This window comes from Micromonospora sp. BS32 (assembly GCF_059089345.1).
This window is the reverse complement of record NZ_JBSSHR010000010.1, coordinates 61,574-81,151: the sequence shown is the minus strand read 5'-3', so window position 1 is coordinate 81,151 and position 19,578 is coordinate 61,574. Positions and strand designations below refer to the sequence as shown.

20 protein-coding genes are annotated in these 19,578 nt (G+C 70.9%); 13 read left to right on the top strand and 7 right to left on the bottom strand.

Annotated elements, in window-relative coordinates:
* The first annotated feature begins 11 nt into the window (after window positions 1-11).
* The 8 genes from AC5RWQ_RS16900 (at window position 12) to AC5RWQ_RS16865 (ending at window position 7,734) form a co-directional block, all read left to right on the top strand.
* Window positions 12-551: a F0F1 ATP synthase subunit B gene (locus AC5RWQ_RS16900; protein WP_334490890.1), complete on the top strand. Its 540-nt coding sequence runs from the start codon at window positions 12-14 to the stop codon at window positions 549-551.
* Window positions 551-1,372, top strand: a complete 822-nt coding sequence (locus AC5RWQ_RS16895; protein WP_334490891.1) for a F0F1 ATP synthase subunit delta — start codon at window positions 551-553, stop codon at window positions 1,370-1,372. Before AC5RWQ_RS16900 ends, AC5RWQ_RS16895 begins: the two co-directional genes overlap by 1 nt.
* 87 nt (window positions 1,373-1,459) lie before the next feature.
* Window positions 1,460-3,112, top strand: a complete 1,653-nt coding sequence (gene atpA, locus AC5RWQ_RS16890; RefSeq protein WP_494283671.1) for a F0F1 ATP synthase subunit alpha — start codon at window positions 1,460-1,462, stop codon at window positions 3,110-3,112.
* Between the two features lie 3 nt (window positions 3,113-3,115).
* On the top strand, window positions 3,116-4,045 hold the full coding sequence (locus AC5RWQ_RS16885; RefSeq protein ID WP_494283670.1) for a F0F1 ATP synthase subunit gamma: 930 nt from the start codon (window positions 3,116-3,118) through the stop codon (window positions 4,043-4,045).
* On the top strand, window positions 4,045-5,484 hold the full coding sequence (gene atpD / locus AC5RWQ_RS16880; RefSeq protein WP_494283669.1) for a F0F1 ATP synthase subunit beta: 1,440 nt from the start codon (window positions 4,045-4,047) through the stop codon (window positions 5,482-5,484). The genes AC5RWQ_RS16885 and atpD overlap by 1 nt, the downstream gene beginning before the upstream one ends.
* 206 nt (window positions 5,485-5,690) lie before the next feature.
* Window positions 5,691-6,839: an LCP family protein gene (locus AC5RWQ_RS16875; RefSeq protein ID WP_494283668.1), complete on the top strand. Its 1,149-nt coding sequence runs from the start codon at window positions 5,691-5,693 to the stop codon at window positions 6,837-6,839.
* 148 nt (window positions 6,840-6,987) lie between these two features.
* Complete coding sequence (locus AC5RWQ_RS16870; protein WP_334490899.1) at window positions 6,988-7,266, top strand: F0F1 ATP synthase subunit epsilon; 279 nt, start codon at window positions 6,988-6,990, stop codon at window positions 7,264-7,266.
* A 12-nt stretch (window positions 7,267-7,278) separates the two neighbouring features.
* Window positions 7,279-7,734, top strand: a complete 456-nt coding sequence (locus tag AC5RWQ_RS16865; RefSeq protein WP_494283667.1) for a DUF2550 domain-containing protein — start codon at window positions 7,279-7,281, stop codon at window positions 7,732-7,734.
* 108 nt (window positions 7,735-7,842) lie between these two features.
* Here the strand turns inward: AC5RWQ_RS16865 and AC5RWQ_RS16860 are convergent, their stop codons facing one another.
* Together AC5RWQ_RS16860 and AC5RWQ_RS16855 are read right to left on the bottom strand one after the other, a co-directional pair.
* Window positions 7,843-8,289, bottom strand: a complete 447-nt coding sequence (locus tag AC5RWQ_RS16860) for a VOC family protein (protein ID WP_494283666.1) — start codon at window positions 8,287-8,289, stop codon at window positions 7,843-7,845.
* Window positions 8,265-8,837, bottom strand: a complete 573-nt coding sequence (locus AC5RWQ_RS16855) for a cob(I)yrinic acid a,c-diamide adenosyltransferase (protein ID WP_334490902.1) — start codon at window positions 8,835-8,837, stop codon at window positions 8,265-8,267. Before AC5RWQ_RS16855 ends, AC5RWQ_RS16860 begins: the two co-directional genes overlap by 25 nt.
* Here AC5RWQ_RS16855 and murA point away from each other — a divergent pair.
* Together murA and AC5RWQ_RS16845 are read left to right on the top strand one after the other, a co-directional pair.
* On the top strand, window positions 8,836-10,278 hold the full coding sequence (murA, locus tag AC5RWQ_RS16850; protein WP_494283665.1) for a UDP-N-acetylglucosamine 1-carboxyvinyltransferase: 1,443 nt from the start codon (window positions 8,836-8,838) through the stop codon (window positions 10,276-10,278). The genes AC5RWQ_RS16855 and murA overlap by 2 nt on opposite strands.
* A gap of 72 nt (window positions 10,279-10,350) precedes the next feature.
* Window positions 10,351-11,199 carry a 3-hydroxyacyl-CoA dehydrogenase family protein gene (locus AC5RWQ_RS16845; protein WP_494283664.1) on the top strand — a complete coding sequence of 283 codons (849 nt, stop codon included), beginning with the start codon at window positions 10,351-10,353 and terminating at the stop codon, window positions 11,197-11,199.
* A 53-nt stretch (window positions 11,200-11,252) separates the two neighbouring features.
* Here AC5RWQ_RS16845 and AC5RWQ_RS16840 read toward each other — a convergent pair whose 3' ends face one another.
* On the bottom strand, window positions 11,253-12,098 hold the full coding sequence (locus AC5RWQ_RS16840) for an ABC transporter permease (RefSeq protein ID WP_494283663.1): 846 nt from the start codon (window positions 12,096-12,098) through the stop codon (window positions 11,253-11,255).
* On the bottom strand, window positions 12,098-12,943 hold the full coding sequence (locus AC5RWQ_RS16835) for an ABC transporter ATP-binding protein (protein ID WP_494283662.1): 846 nt from the start codon (window positions 12,941-12,943) through the stop codon (window positions 12,098-12,100). The genes AC5RWQ_RS16840 and AC5RWQ_RS16835 overlap by 1 nt, the downstream gene beginning before the upstream one ends.
* Window positions 12,944-13,094: 151 nt before the next feature.
* Here AC5RWQ_RS16835 and AC5RWQ_RS16830 point away from each other — a divergent pair, with 151 nt between their 5' ends.
* Window positions 13,095-15,101, top strand: coding sequence for a protein meaA (locus AC5RWQ_RS16830; protein ID WP_494283661.1), 2,007 nt, complete (start codon window positions 13,095-13,097; stop codon window positions 15,099-15,101).
* Window positions 15,102-15,119: 18 nt separating this feature from the next.
* Here AC5RWQ_RS16830 and AC5RWQ_RS16825 read toward each other — a convergent pair whose 3' ends face one another.
* Both AC5RWQ_RS16825 and AC5RWQ_RS16820 read right to left on the bottom strand, forming a co-directional pair.
* Window positions 15,120-15,416, bottom strand: coding sequence for a DUF1540 domain-containing protein (locus tag AC5RWQ_RS16825; RefSeq protein ID WP_334490909.1), 297 nt, complete (start codon window positions 15,414-15,416; stop codon window positions 15,120-15,122).
* A gap of 109 nt (window positions 15,417-15,525) precedes the next feature.
* A complete protein-coding gene (locus AC5RWQ_RS16820) occupies window positions 15,526-16,527 on the bottom strand; it encodes a polysaccharide deacetylase family protein (RefSeq protein ID WP_494283660.1) in 1,002 nt (333 codons plus the stop codon).
* Window positions 16,528-17,476: 949 nt separating this feature from the next.
* Here AC5RWQ_RS16820 and AC5RWQ_RS16815 point away from each other — a divergent pair.
* Window positions 17,477-18,076 (top strand): hypothetical protein, encoded by a 600-nt coding sequence (locus tag AC5RWQ_RS16815; RefSeq protein WP_494283015.1) that lies wholly within the window; start codon window positions 17,477-17,479, stop codon window positions 18,074-18,076.
* Between the two features lie 144 nt (window positions 18,077-18,220).
* Here the strand turns inward: AC5RWQ_RS16815 and AC5RWQ_RS16810 are convergent, their stop codons facing one another.
* Window positions 18,221-18,838 (bottom strand): DUF4126 domain-containing protein, encoded by a 618-nt coding sequence (locus AC5RWQ_RS16810; protein WP_334492331.1) that lies wholly within the window; start codon window positions 18,836-18,838, stop codon window positions 18,221-18,223.
* 71 nt (window positions 18,839-18,909) lie between these two features.
* On the opposite strand from AC5RWQ_RS16810, the gene nucS reads away from it, so the two are divergent.
* Window positions 18,910-19,569 carry an endonuclease NucS gene (nucS, locus tag AC5RWQ_RS16805; protein ID WP_334492329.1) on the top strand — a complete coding sequence of 220 codons (660 nt, stop codon included), beginning with the start codon at window positions 18,910-18,912 and terminating at the stop codon, window positions 19,567-19,569.
* The last annotated feature ends 9 nt before the right edge of the window (window positions 19,570-19,578 follow it).

Below are 19,578 nucleotides of genomic sequence, written 5' to 3'. Positions count from 1 at the left end.
GGAGGTCTTCCATGTTCTTCTTCGCCGCTGAGGGTGGTGAGTCGACCCACAACCCGATCGTGCCGATCTGGCAGGAGATCGTGGTAGGTGGCGTCGCCTTCATCCTGCTCTGCTTCGTGCTGATGAAGTTCGTCTTCCCCCGCATGGAGCAGACGTTCCAGGCGCGGGTCGACGCGATCGAGGGTGGCATCAAGCGTGCCGAGGCCGCCCAGGCCGAGGCCGGCCAGCTCCTCGAGCAGTACCGGGCGCAGCTCGCCGAGGCGCGGACCGACGCCGCCAAGATCCGGGATGACGCCCGGGCCGACGCGGAGGGCATCCGCCAGGACATCCTCGCCAAGGCGCGGGAGGAGTCCGACCGGATCATCGCCGCGGGCAAGGAGCAGCTCGCCGCCGAGCGGGCCACCATCGTGCGCGAGCTGCGCACCGAGGTGGGCACCATCGCGGTGGACCTGGCCAGCAAGATCGTCGGTGAGTCGCTGGCCGACGAGGCACGTCGCAAGGGCACCGTCGACCGGTTCCTGAGCGGTCTCGAGAGCGCGGGGGCCCGCTGATGCAGGCCGCCAGCCGGGAGTCGTACAAGATCGCGGCCGAGCGCCTCGACGCGTACGTCCGCGGCGCGGAGCCGTCGGCGGTGGCCTCCACCGCCGACGACATCCTCTCCGTCGCCGACCTGCTGCGGCGCGAGCCGCGGCTGCGCCGGGCGCTGTCGGACCCGGCGCGTTCCGGCGCGGACCGTGCCGGTCTGCTCGGTGAGATGCTGCGCGGCAAGATCGGCGCCGAGGCGCTCGACCTGCTCGCCTCGCTGGTCTCCGGCCGCTGGTCGGCGCCGTCGGAACTCCTCGGCGGCACCGAGCGGCTCGGCGTGGAGGCGCTGCTCGCCAGCGCCGACTCCGCCGGCGACCTCGGCGAGGTCGAGGACGAGCTGTTCCGCTTCGGCCAGGTCGTCTCCGGTCAGTCCGCGCTCTCCGGGGCGCTGGCCGACCCGGTCGCGCCGGTGGCGCAGCGGGCCGGACTGGTCCGCGAGCTGCTGGCCGGCAAGGCCCGTCCGGTCACCGTCCGCCTCGTCGAGGTGGCCCTCGGCGGGTTCGGGGGACGTTCCTTCAGCGGAGCGCTCACCCGGCTGGTCGAGCTGGCCGCCGACCGGCGGGACCGTCAGGTCGCGTACGTGACCGTGGCTGCCCCGCTGAGTGACGAGGAGGAGCGACGCCTCGGCGCTCGCCTCTCCGCGATGTACGGTCGAGAGGTTTCCGTCAAGCAGACGGTCAACCCGGAGGTGCTCGGTGGGGTGAGCGTGCGGGTCGGTTCCGACCTGTACGACGGCACCGTGCTGCGCCGCCTCAACGAGACCCGCAACGCGCTCGCGAAGCGCTGACCAGCGTCTCCGCAGCCCCCTGATCGACGCCATTCGGACCGGTCGGTACTAGGTATCCCGGGACCCTGATCTTTAAGGAAGCAGAGGATGGCCGAGCTGACCATCTCGACGGAGGAGATCCGCGGCGCCCTGGAGCGCTACGTCTCCTCCTACTCGACCGACGTCTCCCGCGAGGAGGTCGGCACCGTCGCCGACACCGGTGACGGCATCGCCCACGTCGAGGGCCTGCCCTCGACCATGACCAACGAGCTCCTGGAGTTCGAGGACGGCACGCTCGGCGTGGCGCTGAACCTCGACGTCCGGGAGATCGGTGTCGTCGTTCTCGGTGACTCCGCCAAGCTGGAGGAGGGGCAGCGCGTCAAGCGCACCGGCCGGGTGCTCTCCGTGCCGGTCGGCGACGCCTTCCTCGGCCGCGTGGTCAACGCGCTCGCCCAGCCGATCGACGGCCTCGGTGACATCGCCAACGAGGGCTTCCGCGAGCTGGAGCTCCAGGCCCCGAACGTGATGGCCCGGCAGTCCGTCGACGAGCCGCTGCAGACCGGTATCAAGGCGATCGACGCCATGACCCCGATCGGCCGCGGTCAGCGCCAGCTGATCATCGGTGACCGGAAGACCGGCAAGACCACGGTCGCCCTGGACACCATCCTCAACCAGCGGGACAACTGGCGCTCCGGCGACCCGAAGAAGCAGGTCCGCTGCATCTACGTCGCCATCGGCCAGAAGGCCTCCACGATCGCCTCGATCAAGGGCGTCCTGGAGGAGGCGGGCGCGATGGAGTACACCACCATCGTCGCCTCCCCGGCGTCGGACCCGGCGGGCTTCAAGTACCTCGCCCCCTACACCGGCTCGTCCATCGGGCAGCACTGGATGTACGGCGGCAAGCACGTCCTGATCGTCTTCGACGACCTGAGCAAGCAGGCTGAGGCCTACCGGGCCGTGTCGCTGCTGCTGCGTCGCCCGCCGGGCCGTGAGGCGTACCCGGGTGACGTCTTCTACCTGCACTCCCGCCTGCTGGAGCGCTGCGCGAAGCTCTCCGACGAGCTGGGTGGCGGCTCGATGACCGGTCTGCCGATCATCGAGACGAAGGCCAACGACATCTCGGCCTTCATCCCGACCAACGTCATCTCGATCACCGACGGCCAGATCTTCCTCGAGACCGACCTGTTCAACCAGGGCGTCCGGCCGGCCATCAACGTCGGCACCTCGGTCTCCCGGGTCGGTGGCGCCGCGCAGGTCAAGCCGATGAAGAAGGTCTCCGGTTCGCTGCGGCTGAACCTGGCCCAGTTCCGTGAGCTGGAGGCGTTCGCCGCCTTCGCCTCCGACCTGGACCGGGCCTCCCAGAACCAGCTCAACCGCGGCGCCCGCCTGGTCGAGCTGCTCAAGCAGCCGAACTACTCGCCGTACCCGGTGCAGGAGCAGGTCGTCTCGGTCTGGGCCGGCGTCGAGGGCAAGCTGGACGACATCCCGGTCGGTGAGGTCCGCCGCTTCGAGTCGGAGTTCCTCCAGTACCTCCGGCACAAGCACGAGGGCGTCCTGGCGTCGATCGCGGACGGCAAGTGGGGCGACGACATCGCCGGCTCGCTGGACTCGGCCGTCGCCGAGTTCAAGCAGGTCTTCCTGGGCAAGGAGGACGAGCGCCGGATCAACGAGGCCCCGGCCGCGCCGCTCGAGGGCGAGGAGAACCGCGAGTCGGTGACCCGCTTCCGCGACGGCTCGACCGACCGCCCGGCCGAGAGCTGATCCATGGCTGCCCAGGTTCGCGTACTTCGCCAGCGGATCCGCTCGGCGAAGGGGATGAAGAAGATCACCAAGGCGATGGAGCTCGTGGCGACGAGCCGGATCGCCAAAGCCCAGGCCCGGGTGGAGGCGTCCCTGCCGTACGCCAAGGCCATCACCGGCGTGCTCACGGCGCTGGCGTCCAACGCGCGGATCGACCACCCGCTGCTCACCCCGCGCGAGCAGGTGCGGCGGGCGGGCGTCCTGCTGGTCACCAGTGACCGGGGCCTGGCCGGCGGTTACAGCTCCAACGCCATCAGGACGGCGGAGTCGCTCATCGCCCGGCTCAAGGCCGACGGCAAGGAGCCGGTGCTCTACGTCATCGGGCGCAAGGGCGTCGGGTTCTACCGGTTCCGCAACCGGGAGATGGCGGCGAACTGGACGGGCTTCTCGGAGCAGCCGTCCTTCGCCGACGCCCGCGAGGTGGGCGAGACGCTGATCAAGGCGTTCTCGGCCGGCGCGGACGACGCGGAGGGCAAGGCCGGGGCGGACGGGGTGCTCGGGATCGACGAGCTGCACATGGTCTACACCGAGTTCCACTCCCTGATGACCCAGACGCCGGTCGCGAAGATCATCGGCCCGATGCAGGTCGAGGACCGGCCGCGGTCCGAGGGGCTGCTGCCGGCGTACGAGTTCGAGCCGGAGGCGGAGGCGCTGCTCGACGCGCTGCTGCCGAAATACATCAACACGCGGATCTACGCGGCGTTGATCGAGTCGGCCGCGAGCGAGTCGGCGGCCCGGCGGCGGGCGATGAAGAGCGCCACTGACAACGCCGAAGACATGATCGAGAAGTACACGCGTGAGATGAACTCGGCCCGCCAGGCCGGGATCACCCAGGAGATCAGCGAGATCGTCGGCGGCGCGAACGCGCTGGCCGCGTCGGGAAGTGAAGTGTGATGACTGCACCAGTGGAGACCAAGACGGCCACGGGTCGCGTGGTCCGGGTCATCGGCCCGGTCGTCGACGCCGAGTTCCCGCGCGACGCCATGCCGGCCCTGTTCAACGCCCTGAACGTCGACGTGAAACTGTCCGGCGGTGAGAAGACGCTGACCCTGGAGGTCGCCCAGCACCTGGGTGACAACATGGTCCGCGCCATCTCGATGCAGCCGACCGACGGTCTGGTCCGCGGCGCGGAGGTGCGTGACCGCGGCGAGCCGATCACCGTTCCGGTGGGCGACGCGGTCAAGGGCCACGTGTTCAACGCGATCGGCGAGTGCCTGAACCTCACCGAGGGTGAGACCATCCAGGCCGACGACCGGTGGGGCATCCACCGCAAGGCCCCGGCCTTCGCGGACCTGGAGCCGAAGACCGAGATGCTGGAGACCGGCATCAAGGTCATCGACCTGCTCGCCCCGTACGTCAAGGGCGGCAAGATCGGCCTGTTCGGCGGTGCCGGCGTGGGCAAGACGGTGCTCATCCAGGAGATGATCACCCGGGTGGCCCGGAACTTCGGTGGTACCTCGGTCTTCGCCGGCGTGGGTGAGCGCACCCGTGAGGGCAACGACCTGATCGCCGAGATGACCGAGTCCGGCGTCATCGACAAGACCGCGCTGGTCTACGGCCAGATGGACGAGCCGCCGGGCACCCGGCTGCGGGTCGCCCTCTCCGCGCTGACCATGGCGGAGTACTTCCGGGACGTGAAGAAGCAGGAGGTGCTGCTCTTCATCGACAACATCTTCCGCTTCACCCAGGCCGGTTCCGAGGTCTCCACGCTGCTCGGCCGGATGCCGAGCGCCGTGGGTTACCAGCCGACCCTGGCCGACGAGATGGGCGAGCTCCAGGAGCGGATCACCTCCGTCCGGGGTCAGGCCATCACCTCGATGCAGGCGATCTACGTGCCCGCCGACGACTACACCGACCCGGCGCCGGCCACGACGTTCGCCCACCTGGACGCGACCACCAACCTGGAGCGGTCGATCTCCGACAAGGGCATCTACCCGGCCGTGGACCCGCTGGCGTCCTCGTCCCGGATCCTCGCCCCGGAGTTCGTCGGCGCCGAGCACTTCGCGGTGGCCACCGAGGTGAAGCGGATCCTGCAGCGCTACAAGGACCTGCAGGACATCATCGCCATCCTCGGCATCGAGGAGCTCTCGGAGGAAGACAAGATCACCGTGGCCCGGGCCCGGCGGATCGAGCGCTTCCTGTCGCAGAACACCTACGCCGCCGAGCAGTTCACCGGCGTGCCGGGCTCGACGGTCCCGATCGCCGAGACCATCGACGCGTTCAAGAAGATCAGCGAGGGCGAGTACGACCACTTCCCCGAGCAGGCGTTCTTCATGTGCGGCGGTCTCGAGGACCTCGAGGCCAAGGCCAAGGAGCTGATGGCGCAGGGCTGAGTCCCGCGACACATACGAAGGCCATCCCGGCGTCAGCCGGGGTGGCCTTCGGCCGTTACGCGGTGTTCGTCCCGGCCGTCCGGTTGCCACATACGCGTTTCCCGCCGACGCGCGGTACCGTTTCGAGCGCGACGCTCACGAACGGGCGCCGATCCGGTGCAACTATTCGGCTGCGTGCGCCCGTCTCCTTGTCGTGGGCGTGACGAATGGAGAAGCTAGTGGGTAAGGCCGGCAAGGGCGGCGCCAAGTCGTCCATCTGGTTCGGCGTGCCGCGGTGGGCCCGCACCTGCACGGTGTTCGGCGCCGTGCTGATGCTGCTCAGCGGTGTGGTGCTGGTGGGCTACGAGGCGCTGCTGTCCCGCTACGAGGGGGCGGTGGGCAAGGCCGACCTCTTCGGCGACCAGGCCGCCGGTGCCCAGGAGCGCAAGAGCGACATCAAGGGTCCGTTGAACATCCTGCTGGTGGGTATCGACCCCCGCAAGGCGGAGACCCGGCCGCTCGCCGACTCGATCATGATCCTGCACGTACCGTCGTCGATGGACCGGGCCTACCTCTTCTCCATGCCGCGTGACCTCTACGTCGATATCCCGGAGTTCGAGAAGGCCGAGTACTCCGGCGGCTCCGGCAAGCTCAACGGCGCGATGTCGCACGGCAGCAACGTCCCGGGGCAGAATCCGAGCGCCCCGCAGGGCTTCGAGCTGCTCGCCAAGACCCTGCAGAACGTGACCGGCATCGAGCGGTTCGACGCGGGCGCGATCATCAACTTCGCCGGGTTCCAGAAGATCGTCGACGCGATGGGCGGCGTCGACATGTACATCGAGCGGGACGTCCGCTCCGAGCACCGTAAGCCGGACGGCACCATGCGCACGCTGAAGCCGGGCGGGGGCGGCTACCTCGGCCCGCAGGCGGAGTACAAGAAGGGCAACGCCCACCTCAACGGGTGGCAGGCGCTGGACTACGTCCGGCAGCGTTACCCGAAGAACGGCGTGCCGGACGCCGACTACGGCCGGCAGCGCCACCAGCAGCAGTTCATCAAGGCGATGGCCAGCCAGGCCCTCGGCTCGGACGTGGTGACCAACCCGATCAAGCTGGACCGGGTGATCCGGGCCGCCGGCAAGTCGCTGACCTTCAACGGCCGGGGCAACAGCGTGGTCGACTTCGCGGTCGCCCTGAAGGGCATCCGGTCGGAGAACATCGAGACGATCAAGCTGCCGGGCGAGCCGATCGGCACCGGCTCGGCGTACCGGGGGGAGAAGTTCGTGCCCGCCGTGGCCGACTTCTTCACGGCGCTCAAGGACGAGCAGCTCGACGCGTTCATGCTGGAGCACCCGGAGTTCCGCCAGAAGACCAAGTGAGCCCGTACGCCCGGCGGGTCGGCACGGTGCCGGCCCGCCGTGGCGTGCCCGTGATGCCGGGTGGTACAGGTCTCGCCACCCACGTGGGGGTGGCCCGCACGGTGGGGACTAGACTTTCGACAATCCGCCGCCGCAGCAAGGAGACAGCGTGGCACAGCAGCTTCACGTCGAGCTCGTAGCCGTCGAGGAGAAGATCTGGTCGGGTGAGGCCGAGATGGTCGTCGCCCGGACGACCGAGGGTGAGCTGGGTGTGCTGCCGGGGCACGCGCCCCTGCTCGGCCAGCTCGCCGAGCCGAGCCAGGTCCGGATCAAGCAGGCCGGCGGTGAGCAGGTCGCCTACGACGTCGCGGGCGGCTTCCTGTCGGTGACCGGTGAGGGCGTCACCGTCCTCGCCGAGAGCGCCACCCCCGCGACTCCGGCACGCTGAGCCGACCCGCCGATGGAGATCGTGGAAGGGATCGGAATTGGCCTCGCGGTGGTGCTCGCCGGGCTTCTGATCCTCTTCATCCGGCGGGCCCTGGTCACCCGTAGCGGGGGTATCATCCGGCTCAGCGTCCGGGTCACCACCGTGCTCGACGGGCGCGGTTGGTCGCCCGGCTTCGGCCGCTTCGCCGCCGACGAGCTCCGCTGGTACCGAATGTTCAGCTTCGCGCTGCGACCCAAGCGGGTGCTCTCCCGTAAGGAGTTGGCGGTGGAACGCCGTCGGCTCCCGGAAGGTCAGGAGCGCCTCTCCATGCCCGCCGACTGGGTGATCCTGCGCTGTACCAGCCAGCACGCGCCCGTCGAGATCGCCATGGCGCGCTCCACGGTCACCGGTTTCCTCTCCTGGCTCGAGGCCGCCCCGCCCGGGGCGGCCTCGCCGCGTCTCGCCCCGCAGGACTGGCCCGCCGCCTGACGGCCGCCTCGCGCTCCGGGGTTTGGGGGGAGCCCACCCGCTCCAGGCGGTCAGGCTTGATCCCTCCGCGGGCGGGCTCCCCCCAAACCCCTCATGCTGCGCCGCGTGTCAGGGCTCTTCATCGGAAGCCCTCGCCGGTCCCGCGGAGGCGACCAGCTCGACCTCGTACCCCTGCCCGTCGGTGAGGTAGCCGGCGTAGCTCCCCGGTCCGCCCGCGTGCGGGTGCCGATCCGGGAAGAGCAGCTCCCAGCCGTGCGCCGGCGCCGCCGCGACCAGCCGGTCCACCGCGGCGGGCGGACCGGCGTGGAAGGCCAGATGGTTCAGGCCCGGGGCGAGCCGGTCGTGGACCCGCCCGGACAGCGCCGGGGACTCCTCGATGACCAGGTAGGTCGGGCCGAACCGCCAGGACCGGCCGGCCGGCCAGTCCTGGTACGGCGTCCAGCCCAGCTCGCCCAGGAGCCAGCCCCAGCTCGCCCGCGCGGCGGCGAGGTCCGGCACCCAGACCTCGACGTGGTGCAGCGCGCCGGTGCTCAGCGCTTGCCGCCCGGCACCCATAGCACATCTCCGGCCGGATTTGCCGTTCTTGACAGGATGAACAGCAGGTCGGAGAGGCGATTGAGATACTTGGCCGGAAGGGAGCTGGTGCGATCCGGATCATGAGCGACCAGGGCCCAGGCGGCCCGCTCGGCGCGCCGGGCGATCGTCCGTGCCACGTGCAGCAGCGCCGCGCCCGCGGTGCCGCCGGGGAGGATGAAGGAGTCGAGCTTGCTCAGGCGTGCGTTGTACTCGTCGCACCAGCCCTCCAGACGCTCGACGTACTCCTCGGTCACCCGCAGCGGCGGGTACTTGGGGTCCGGCTCGACCGGGGTGGCCAGGTCGGCGCCCACGTCGAACAGGTCGTTCTGGATCGAGCCCAGCACCGCCCGCAGCTCGTCGTCGAGCTGTCCCAGGGCGAGGGCCACGCCGATCGCGGCGTTGCACTCGTCGACATCCGCGTACGCGGCGATCCGCGGATCGGTCTTCGGCACCTGCTCGTTGTTGCTCAGCCTGGTCATGCCGGCGTCGCCGGCCTTGGTGTAGATGCGCGTGAGGTGGACGGCCATGACGCACAGCCTACGGATACCGGACCTGACGATCCCGGCGCGGCCCGACCCGGCCGCCGGTTGGCCGGGTGGGGTGGGGCCCGGCGACGGCGGTGATCCAGCGGTCGAGGACGTCGATGTCATCCGGGTTCCCGGCGACGCCCGCCTGGCCGGCACGGTCCACGTGGTGGGGGCGAAGAACTCGGCGTTGAAGCTGATGGCCGCGGCGCTGCTGGCCCCCGGCCGGAGCGTGATCACCAACGTTCCCCGGATCACCGACATCGCGATCATGGGGGAGGTGCTGCGCCGGCTCGGCTGCGGGGTCAGCTTCGACGCGGACGACCCGGTCGACCCGATGGTCGCCCGGGGCGGGGTGGCCCGGTCCCGCTCGGTGGTCATCGACGTGCCGGAGCGGCCGGGGGCGGAGGCCGACTACGACCTGGTCCGCCGGCTGCGGGCGTCGATCTGCGTGCTCGGCCCGCTGCTGGCCCGCCGGGGGTACGTGCGGGTCGCCCATCCCGGCGGCGACGCGATCGGCTCGCGCGGGCTGGACATGCACATCTCGGGGCTGACCCGGATGGGCGCGGACATCTCCGGCGAGCACGGCTTCGTGATCGCCGCCGCCCCGGACGGCCTGCACGGCGCGGAGATCGTGCTGGACTTCCCGAGCGTGGGCGCCACCGAGAACCTGGTGATGGCGGCGGTGCTGGCCCGGGGCGTGACGGTGATCGACAACGCGGCCCGGGAGCCGGAGATCGTCGACATCTGCACGATGCTGAGCCAGATGGGCGCCCGGATCTCCGGGGCGGGCAGTTCCACCCTGCGTATCGTCGGCGTGCCCGAGCTGCACCCGGTGCGGCACGCCACGGTGGGGGACCGGATCGTCGCCGGCACCTGGGCGTTCGGGGCGGCGATGACCCGCGGGGACGTCACGGTCACCGGCATCGACCCGGCGTACCTGGAGGTCGCGCTGGACAAGCTGGTCTCGGCCGGCGCGCTGGTGGAGACCCGCGGTGACGCCTTCCGGGTACGCGCCGACGACCGGCCGGCGGCGGTGGACGTGGTCACCCTGCCGTTCCCGGGTTTCGCCACCGACCTGCTGCCGATGGCGATCGGCCTGGCCGCGGTGAGCGACGGCGCCTCACTGATCACCGAGAACATCTTCGACGGCCGGTTCATGTTCGCCAACGAGATGATGCGCCTCGGCGCGGACATCAAGACCGACGGCCACCACGCCGTGGTCCGGGGCCGGGACCGGCTCTCCGGCGCCCCGGTACGCGCCACCGACATCCGGGCCGGCGCTGGGCTGATCATCGCCGGGCTCTGCGCGGACGGGGTCACCGAGGTCTCCCACGTGCATCACGTCGACCGTGGCTACCCGGACTTCGTGGCCGACCTGCGGGCGCTCGGCGTCGAGGTGGAGCGGGGCACGGCGCCGGAGGCGCCCGACCTCACGATCTGAGGGCCTTAGCCGTCGTTCAGGCTCGCCGACTAGGGTGCTGACAGACACTCAATCGCAGCGAGGGAGAAGTAGATGGCGGGTCGACTCGCGGTCGTCGGGGCCGGGCTGATGGGCTCCGGCATCGCCCAGGTGGCGGCGCAGGCGGGCTGGCAGGTGACCCTGCGGGACGTGGACGACGCCGCCACGAAGCGGGGCGTCGACGGCATCCGGAAGTCGCTGGCGAAGTTCGCCGAGAAGGGCATGATCGATTCCTCCGAGGTCGAGGCGACCCTGGGCCGGATCACCCCGACCACCGAGCTGGAGGCGGCCGCCGACGCGGACATCGTCGTCGAGGCGGTCTTCGAGAAGATCGAGATCAAGCACGAGGTGTTCCGCGCGCTGGACAAGATCTGCAAGTCCGACGCGATCCTGGCCACCAACACCTCGGCCATCCCGGTCACCCAGATCGCCACGGCGACCGAGCGGCCGGAGTCGGTCGTCGGCACGCACTTCTTCTCGCCGGTGCCGATGATGAAGCTCTGCGAGCTGGTCCGGGGCTACAAGACCAGCGACGAGACGCTCGCGACCGCGAAGGCGTTCGCCGAGGGGATCGGCAAGACGGTCGTGGTGGTGAACCGGGACATCGCCGGCTTCGTGACGACCCGGCTGATCTGCGCCCTCGCCATGGAGGCGGTCAAGCTGGTCGAGTCCGGCGTGGTCTCGGCGGAGGACCTGGACACCGCCTGCAAGCTGGGCTTCGGGCACGCCATGGGGCCGCTGGCCACGGTCGACCTGACCGGCGTGGACGTGCTGCTGAACGCCGCGAAGAACATCTACACCGACACCGCCGACGAGAAGTTCTTCCCGCCGGAGCTGCTCCAGCGGATGGCCACCGCCGGCGACCTCGGCCGCAAGACCGGCACCGGTTTCTACCAGTACTGAGCCCACGCGAAGGGGCCGGGCGCGACGCGCCCGGCCCCTTCGGTGTCCGTCGGTCAGCCGTCGCGCTTGGTGGTCCAGCGGAAGGTGGTCAGGCAGAGGACCAGGCCGATGACGCACCAGGCGGCCAGCACGAGGGCTACCCGGCCCAGCTCGAAGGAGCCGCCCGGCTCCTGGGCGCCGAAGCTCTCCGGCAGGAAGACCGAGCGCAGTCCCTGGCACATCCACTTGAGTGGGAAGAGCGCCGCCGTCTGCTGCATCCAGTTCGGCAGGTCGGTGAAGACGAAGAACACCCCGGAGATGAACTGGAGGACCAGGGAGACCGGGGTGACCACCGCGGAGCCGCTGCGCGCGGTGCGGGCCAGCGACGAGATGGCGATCCCGCACAGGGTGCAGGCGGTGACGCCCAGCACGGCGACCCAGCCGAAGGTGAACCACTTCGCGGCGGTGGCCGGCAGGTCGAGGTCGAAGAGCGCGACGGCGACGACCAGGAGCAGCGCCGTCTCGGCGATGCCGATCGCCACCACCATGATCACCTTGCCGGCGAACCAGACCCACTTGGGCATCGGTGTGCCCCGGTAGCGCTTGAGCACCCCCCGGTCCCGCTCGATCGGGATCCAGATGCCGAGGTTCTGGAAGCTCACCGTCATCAGGCCGGTCGCGATCATGCCGGTGATGAAGTACTGGGTGAACTTCACCCCGCCGCCGATCGTCCCGTCGAAGATCGCCGCGAAGATCAGGATCATGATGATCGGGAAGCCCATCGTGAAGACGACGGACTCCCGGCTGCGCAGGAACTGGGTGATTTCCAGCCGGCCCTGCCGCAGCGCGAGCGCGCCCGGCCCGACCCGCCGGGCGCCCGTGGCGGCGACCGGGGCCGCCGGCTTCGTGGTGGTCGTCATCAGTGTCCGATCATCCGCAGGTAGACGTCTTCCAGGGTCGGCCGGGTCACCATCAGGCCGGGGACCTCGCCGCCGAAACGCGCGGCCAACTCCGCCACCAGGGCCGTCGGCGTCGCGCTCTCCGCGCTCTCCACCACCCCGTCCGGGGTACGCCAGGAGACCGTCGCCAGGGCCTCCTGCCGGTTGCCGAGCCGGTTCGGCGGGGCCACCTCGACCAGCCGGCCGCCGGCGATCACGCCGACCCGGTCGGCCAGCGACTCCGCCTCGTCCAGGTAGTGCGTGGTGAGGACGATGGTGGTGCCGACGGCGGCCAGGTCCCGGATCAGCTCCCAGAACTCCCGCCGGGCCTCCGGGTCGAAACCGGTGGTCGGCTCGTCGAGGAAGAGCAGCTCGGGGCGGCCGATGATGCCCAGCGCCACGTCGAGCCGGCGCTTCTGCCCGCCGGAGAGGGTGTGCGTACGGGCCTTCGCCTTGCCGGCCAGGCCGACCCGCTCTACCACCTTGTCCGGGTCGTCGGCGTCGGGGTAGAAGCCGGAGAAGTGCCGGACCACCTCGGCGACGGTCAGCTCGTCGAACTCGCCGGTGCCCTGGAGCACGATGCCCACCCGGGAGCGCCAGTCCGCGGCGGGGCGGGCCGGGTCGCTGCCCAGCACCGAGACCTCACCGGCGTCGCGCTGCCGGTAGCCCTCCAGGATCTCCACCGTGGTGGTCTTGCCCGCGCCGTTCGGGCCGAGCAGAGCGAACACCTCGCCCCGGCGGACGTCGAGGTCGACCCCCGCCACCGCGTTAGTGTCGCCGTACGCCTTGCGCAGTCCCCGGATGGAGATCGCGAGCTCGTCATCCATGACGTCAAGTGTGCGACCCCGGCGCACGTGGCGGCGGCCCGGGGTGTGGTGGTGTCGGCCATGTCGCGCCCGGCGTACCCGGTGGTCCACTCCATGGACCTGTGTGGTTTTGCACAACCCGTTTTACTGAACGGTAACTTAGACTCCGGCCATGGACGAGAAGGCTCTCCCGGACCGGCTGCCGGAGCGCGACCGCCCCTGGGTGATGCGCACGTACGCCGGGCACTCCTCCGCCGCGGCCACCAACGCGCTCTTCCGCCGCAACCTGGCCAAGGGGCAGACCGGCCTTTCGGTCGCCTTCGACCTGCCCACTCAGACCGGGTACGACCCGGACCACGAGCTGGCCGTCGGCGAGGTCGGCCGGGTCGGCGTGCCGGTGTCCCACCTCGGCGACATGCGGGCCCTCTTCGACGGCATCCCGCTCGCCGGGATGAACACCTCGATGACCATCAACGCGCCGGCGATGTGGCTGCTCGCCCTCTACGGCACGGTCGCCGCCGAGCAGGGCGCGGAGCTGGTCGCCTGCGCCGGGACCACACAGAACGACATCATCAAGGAGTACCTGTCCCGGGGGACGTACATCTTCCCGCCGGCCGCCTCGCTGCGCCTGACCGCCGACGTGGTCGCGTACACGCTGCGCGAGATGCCGAAGTGGAACCCGGTCAACATCTGCTCGTACCACCTCCAGGAGGCCGGCGCGACGCCGGTGCAGGAGGTCGGCTTCGCGCTCGCCACCGCCGTCGCCGTGCTCGACGCGGTCCGCGACTCCGGTCAGGTGCCGGCCGAGCGGATGGGCGACGTCGTCCAGCGAATCTCCTTCTTCGTCAACTCCGGGGTGCGCTTCGTCGAGGAGATCGCCAAGATGCGCGCGTTCGGGGCGCTCTGGGACGAGATCACCCGCGAACGCTACGGCGTCGAGAACCAGAAGCAGCGCCGGTTCCGTTACGGCGTGCAGGTCAACTCGCTCGGCCTGACCGAAGCCCAGCCGGAGAACAACATCCAGCGCATCGTGCTGGAGATGCTCGGCGTGACCTTCTCCCGGGACGCCCGGGCCCGCGCGGTGCAGCTGCCCGCCTGGAACGAGGCGCTCGGCCTGCCCCGCCCGTGGGACCAGCAGTGGTCGCTGCGGATGCAGCAGGTCCTGGCGTACGAGTCGGACCTGCTGGAGTATCCCGACCTGTTCGAGGGCTCGCACGTGATGACCGCGCTGGTCGACGGGATCGTCACCGGCGCCCGGGTCGAGCTGGACAAGGTGCTGGAGATGGGTGGCGTGGTGGCCGCCGTGGAGACCGGCTACCTCAAGAGCGCACTGGTCGCCTCGCTCGCCGAACGGCGCCGTCGGATGGAGTCCGGCGCCGACGTGGTGGTCGGCGTCAACCGGTTCACCGAGACCGAGCCGTCGCCGCTGACCGCGGCCGGCGCCGAGGCCGTCGAGCAGGTCGATCCGGCGGTCGAGGCGGCCGCCATCGCCTCCGTACGCGAGTGGCGGGCCGGCCGGGACGACGCGGCGGTCGACGCGGCACTGGCCCGGCTGCGCGCGGACGCCGCGACCACGACGAACCTGATGCCGGCGACCCTGGAGTGCGTGCGGGCCGGGGTGACCACCGGCGAGTGGGCCGGCGCGCTGCGCCAGGTCTTCGGCGAGTACCGGGCGCCCACCGGGCTGGCCGGCGCGGCCGGCGCGGGCGGCGACGCCACCCTGGGCGCGGTCCGCGAGCGGGTCGCCGCGACGGCCCGGGAGCTGGGCAGCGGCCGGCTGCGGCTGTTGGTCGGCAAGCCCGGCCTGGACGGGCACTCCAACGGCGCCGAGCAGATCGCGGTACGCGCCCGCGACGCCGGCTTCGAGGTCGTCTACCAGGGCATCCGGTTGACCGCCGGGCAGATCGTGGCCGCCGCCGTCGAGGAGGACGTCGACCTGGTCGGGCTGTCGGTGCTCTCCGGCTCGCACCTGGCGGCCGTGCCGGCCGTGCTGGACGGGCTGCGCGCCGCCGGCCGGGGCGACCTGCCGGTGGTGGTCGGCGGCATCATCCCCGCGGGCGACGCGGAGGCGCTGCGCGCCGCCGGGGTGGCCCGCGTCTTCACCCCGAAGGACTTCGCCCTCAGCCCCATCATCGACGAGATGGTCACCGTGATCCGCGAGGCCAACGGGCTGTCGTGAACCGGAAGGCCCGCGCGGTCAGCGGCTCTGATAGGTCATGCAGTCGGCCATGTCCGTCCGCGGGCCGACGGTGATCGACGGGGCGTGGCACTCCAGGTCGGAGTTGTGCCGACAGTCGGCGCGCGAGCAGGCGCCGACCTGCGCGACGAGCTGGTCGATGCCCCCGCGCACCGGCAACTCGACGAAGGTGTGGCAGTGGGCGTGGTCGCTGCTGCCGACCGTGATCGCGAAGGCGTGACAGTCGTTGGTGTGGTTGTAGGCGCAGGACACGACCGTGCACTCCTGGACCTTGGGCATCTGCGTCGCTGCGGTCATGGCGACCTCCCTCTCGGCTTCTGCCCCGATGCTAGGCATGTGAGGGGATTCTGCGGCCGGCTTCCGGGGCTCGGTCCCCCGCCAGGTCTCCGCCACCTTTCGGTCGGGCTCAGCCGCCCAGCACCTCGGAGAGCGGCGCCGGGGTCAGGCCCCGTTCGGCCAGGCCGGCCAGGATGTGCGGCAGCGCCTCGTCCGTCATCGGCGCGTTCGCCTCGGTGACGTGCAGGATGATCACCGAGCCGGGGCGGGCGTCCGCCAGCACCGCCCGAACGAGCGGCTGCCACCGGGTGGCGAACGGGTCCCCGCTGACCACGTCTCCGTCCACCACGGTCACCCCGAGCGGGGCCAGCTCGGTCAGCGCCGTCCGGTCGTGGCAGAGCCCGGGGAAACGGAAGTACCGGGTCTGCCGCCCGCCGTACGGGGCGATCACGTCGAAGGTCCGGGCCACGTCGGCGGTCATCCGCTGGCGGGGGATCGGCGGCAGGTGGTAGCAGCGCGGCGTGAACGCCGCGTGCGCGTAGGTGTGGTTCGCTAGCTCAAACCGCGGATTGTCGGCCAGTCGGCGGGTCAGCTCCGGGTACTGCTCCACCCACATGCCGGTCAGGAAGAAGGTGGCCGGCACCCGCTCCCGCTCCAGCAGCTCGATCACCTTCAGGTTCGCGTACGACGGGGGGTGCGGGCCGCGCAGCTCGCGGCGCATCACCTCGGTCATGTCCGCGTCGAAGGTCAGCGCCACCTTCGCCCCGGTACGCGGACCGTGGTTCACCACCGGGGGCAGGGTGCCCGGCCGGGTGGCTCCGGGCAGGGCGTCGGTGCCTGGTGCCCCCGTCCCCGTGCCGCCCGGCGTGCCCGTGCCGCCAAGGGTGCCCGTGCCGCCCGGAGCGCCCGTGCCTGCCGACGCGTCGGTGGTGATGCTCGGCGTGCCCGTGCCGCCCGGGGTGGCGGCGCCGCCGGGCGTGCCCGTGCCGATCTGCGTCGCGGTGCTGCCCGGCGCCCTCAGCACGGCCCGGACGGGCCGGTGCGGCGGTGTCGGCCCGGTGAGGACCGCGACGGCGGCGAGCACGGCGGCCGTTCCGGCGGCCAGCAGGAGGTGGGAATTCTTCACGAACACCGGCTGATGATCGCAGCAGGCTGCCCGTCATGGTGGCCCCCGAACGGTCGTTCCCGGCCGCACCGTCCGGCCGCACCCTCCCGCCGCACAGTGCCACCGCACCGTCGGGTTGCCCCCGTCGGGCACCGCCGGATCGCTGGCCGGTCGCCGGCGCGGCGCGGGGCCGGCGTCCAAGGCGGGCGGTCGCTCGGGCGTGGCGCGCTCTGGAGGTGGACTTCGTGGTGAGCGGTATGACTCTCCGTCATAAATGTGACGGAGAGTCATACCGCTCGTGAGCAGATTCGATCCGTCGCCGGTCGATGCCGGCCCGCGCCGAGGTCCAGGCGCGAGGCAAGGCCTTGATCGGGTGCGTTTCTTGTCGCTGGAGCGACGAGAAACGCACCCGAACCCGTTGGACCCGTCGCGGTGTCCTGAGTCGGCCTGGCGCGGGTGACCACTCGCCCTCCGCCGCGCCCGCCAGGTCCCTTCCGAGTCTCGGTACGTATATACCTCCGATGGGTTGGATGCCCGGTTTCGCGATGTGGAGAGGTTGCCCGATCCCGGTCCGCCCCCTGACCGGCGCGTCCGGTCTGTGCCGCAGTGGTGGCTTGCCCGGTTTCGCCGGGCGGCGACGGGCGACCGGAAATCCGGTCTGCGCCCGCCGGGCGGTGTCGTCCCGTGACCGGCGGCACCCTGAGGCCGGAATCGTGGCCGGCCCGGGGTCGTTACACATCCCGTGCGACCGCAGTAGCAGGCCCCTCCGGCACGGCCGGATGGATGCGGTGGCCCCGGAATGATGGCGGGCAGGCGGTCGTTACACATGGTCCCGGCGCCCGAGCCCCCCGGCTTGTGAAGCCAGCCGGACGAAGACTTTCCCCCTTGTGCTTTGAGCGCCCCTGTTCGTGGTGCTTGCCCGCCCGTGACCGTCCCCCTGGTTCGGGTTGGGCCAACCCCCGAAGGAGCTTCTCTGATGAAGACCACCATGCTGCGTAAGAGTGTTCTGGGTATCGCTGGTCTGGCCTTCGCCGGTGGCGTGTTCGCCGGTCCGATGGCCGAGGCGCACGCCGCCCCGGCGGTGGACGCCAAGCCCGTCGCGGTGGCCGTGCAGGCCGACAAGCCGGGCGTGGACAAGGCCAAGCTGATCCCGCACGGTGTGCAGGGCAGCCAGTCGCGCATCGACCTGAACGATGAGCAGACCGCGAACGTGAAGGCGATCATCGCCGGGACGAAGAAGTCGGGTCTGGACGAGCGGGCCGCGGTCATCTCCATCGCCACCAGCCTGCAGGAGTCGAAGCTGGAGAACCTGGGCCACCTCGGCGACCGCAACGACCACGACTCGCTGGGCCTGTTCCAGCAGCGCCCCTCCAGTGGTTGGGGCAGCCCGGAGCAGATCACCGACCCGATCTACTCCACCATGGCCTTCCAGAAGGGCCTCAAGCAGATCGACGGCTGGCAGGACATGCCGCTGACCGAAGCCGCCCAGACCGTGCAGGTCTCCGCCTACCCGGACGCCTACGCCCAGTGGGAGCAGCAGGCCGCCGACCTCGTCGCCAAGCACTGGAACAGCTGACCCCACAAGCCAACGAACGCTGGCCGGCACCCCTCACGGGGTGCCGGCCAGCGGCATATCCAATGGCTCAACGGCGAACCGCGACCGTTCAGGATCTCGCCGGGGCGTCCCCCGGGCGGGCTGGCTGGAGGCGTACCCGATGGGTCAGACGCGGAAGCCCGCGGCCCGGGCGGCCTGGCGTTCCCGGCGGCGGTCGGAGCGTCGGCGCAGGAACCAGAAGAGGAAGGCCACCAGGCCGAGCAGGAACGCCAGCACCAGCACCGGCAGGATGATCGCCGCCAGGGACATCACCACGCTGGTGGCGTCCTCGGCGGTGCTGGCCACCGGCGCGCCGAAGCCGGCGGTGGTGGCGTTGACGACCGGCCGGGCGGCGGACTTGAGCAGGTGCACGGCGAACGCGATGACCACGCCGGTCACCACCGGCACCCACTGGTGCGACGAGAAGAAGCTGCCCGGGTCGCTGACCGTGACTGTCTCGGAGCTGGACCCCGCGCCGAACGCGAGGCCGCCGGCGGTCGGCCGGACGACTGTCTGCACCAGGTCGTTGACGTGGTCGACGACCGGCACCTTGTCGGCGACGACCTCGACGGCGAGCAGCGCCGCCAGGATCGCCAGCACCCAGCCGTTGCCCAGCCACTGCCAGCCGCCGGGCAGGTCGATCAGGTCGGTGTAGCGGGCGAGCAGGCCCATGGTGAGCAGGGGGATGTAGGCGTTGAGACCCGCCGAGGCGGCGAGCCCGGTGCCGGTGAGGACTTCGAACACGATCTCAGCATCGCACCGGCACGCCAGTGCCGCTCGGTGGCGACGGTTCGGTCCTCGGCTACCCTCGTCGGGTGCGTCTGGTGATCGCGAAGTGCTCGGTGGACTACGTCGGACGGCTCTCGGCTCACCTGCCGCCAGCCATCCGACTGCTCATGGTGAAGGCGGACGGGTCGGTGTCGATCCACGCCGACGACCGGGCGTACAAGCCACTCAACTGGATGAGCCCGCCCTGCCGGCTCGAGGAGGCCCCCGGCGTCTGGCGGGTGGTCAACAAGGCCGGCGAGGAGCTGCGGATCACCCTGGAGGAGATCTTCCAGGACACCTCCTACGAGCTGGGTGTCGACCCGGGGCTGCGCAAGGACGGCGTCGAGGCGCACCTGCAGGAGTTGCTCGCCGCCAACCCGCAGACCCTCGGCGAGGGGTTCACCCTGGTCCGGCGCGAGTACATGACGGCGATCGGCCCGGTCGACCTGCTCTGCCGGGACGCGAACTCCGGCGCGGTCGCCGTGGAGGTCAAGCGGCGCGGCGAGATCGACGGGGTGGAGCAGCTCACCCGCTACCTCGAACTGATGAACCGGGACCCGCTGCTCGCTCCGGTGACCGGCGTCTTCGCGGCGCAGGAGATCAAGCCGCAGGCCCGGGTGCTCGCCACCGACCGGGGCATCCGCTGCGTGGTGGTCGACTACGACAAGCTGCGCGGCATCGAGCGCGACGAGCTGACCCTGTTCTGATTGCGGGGC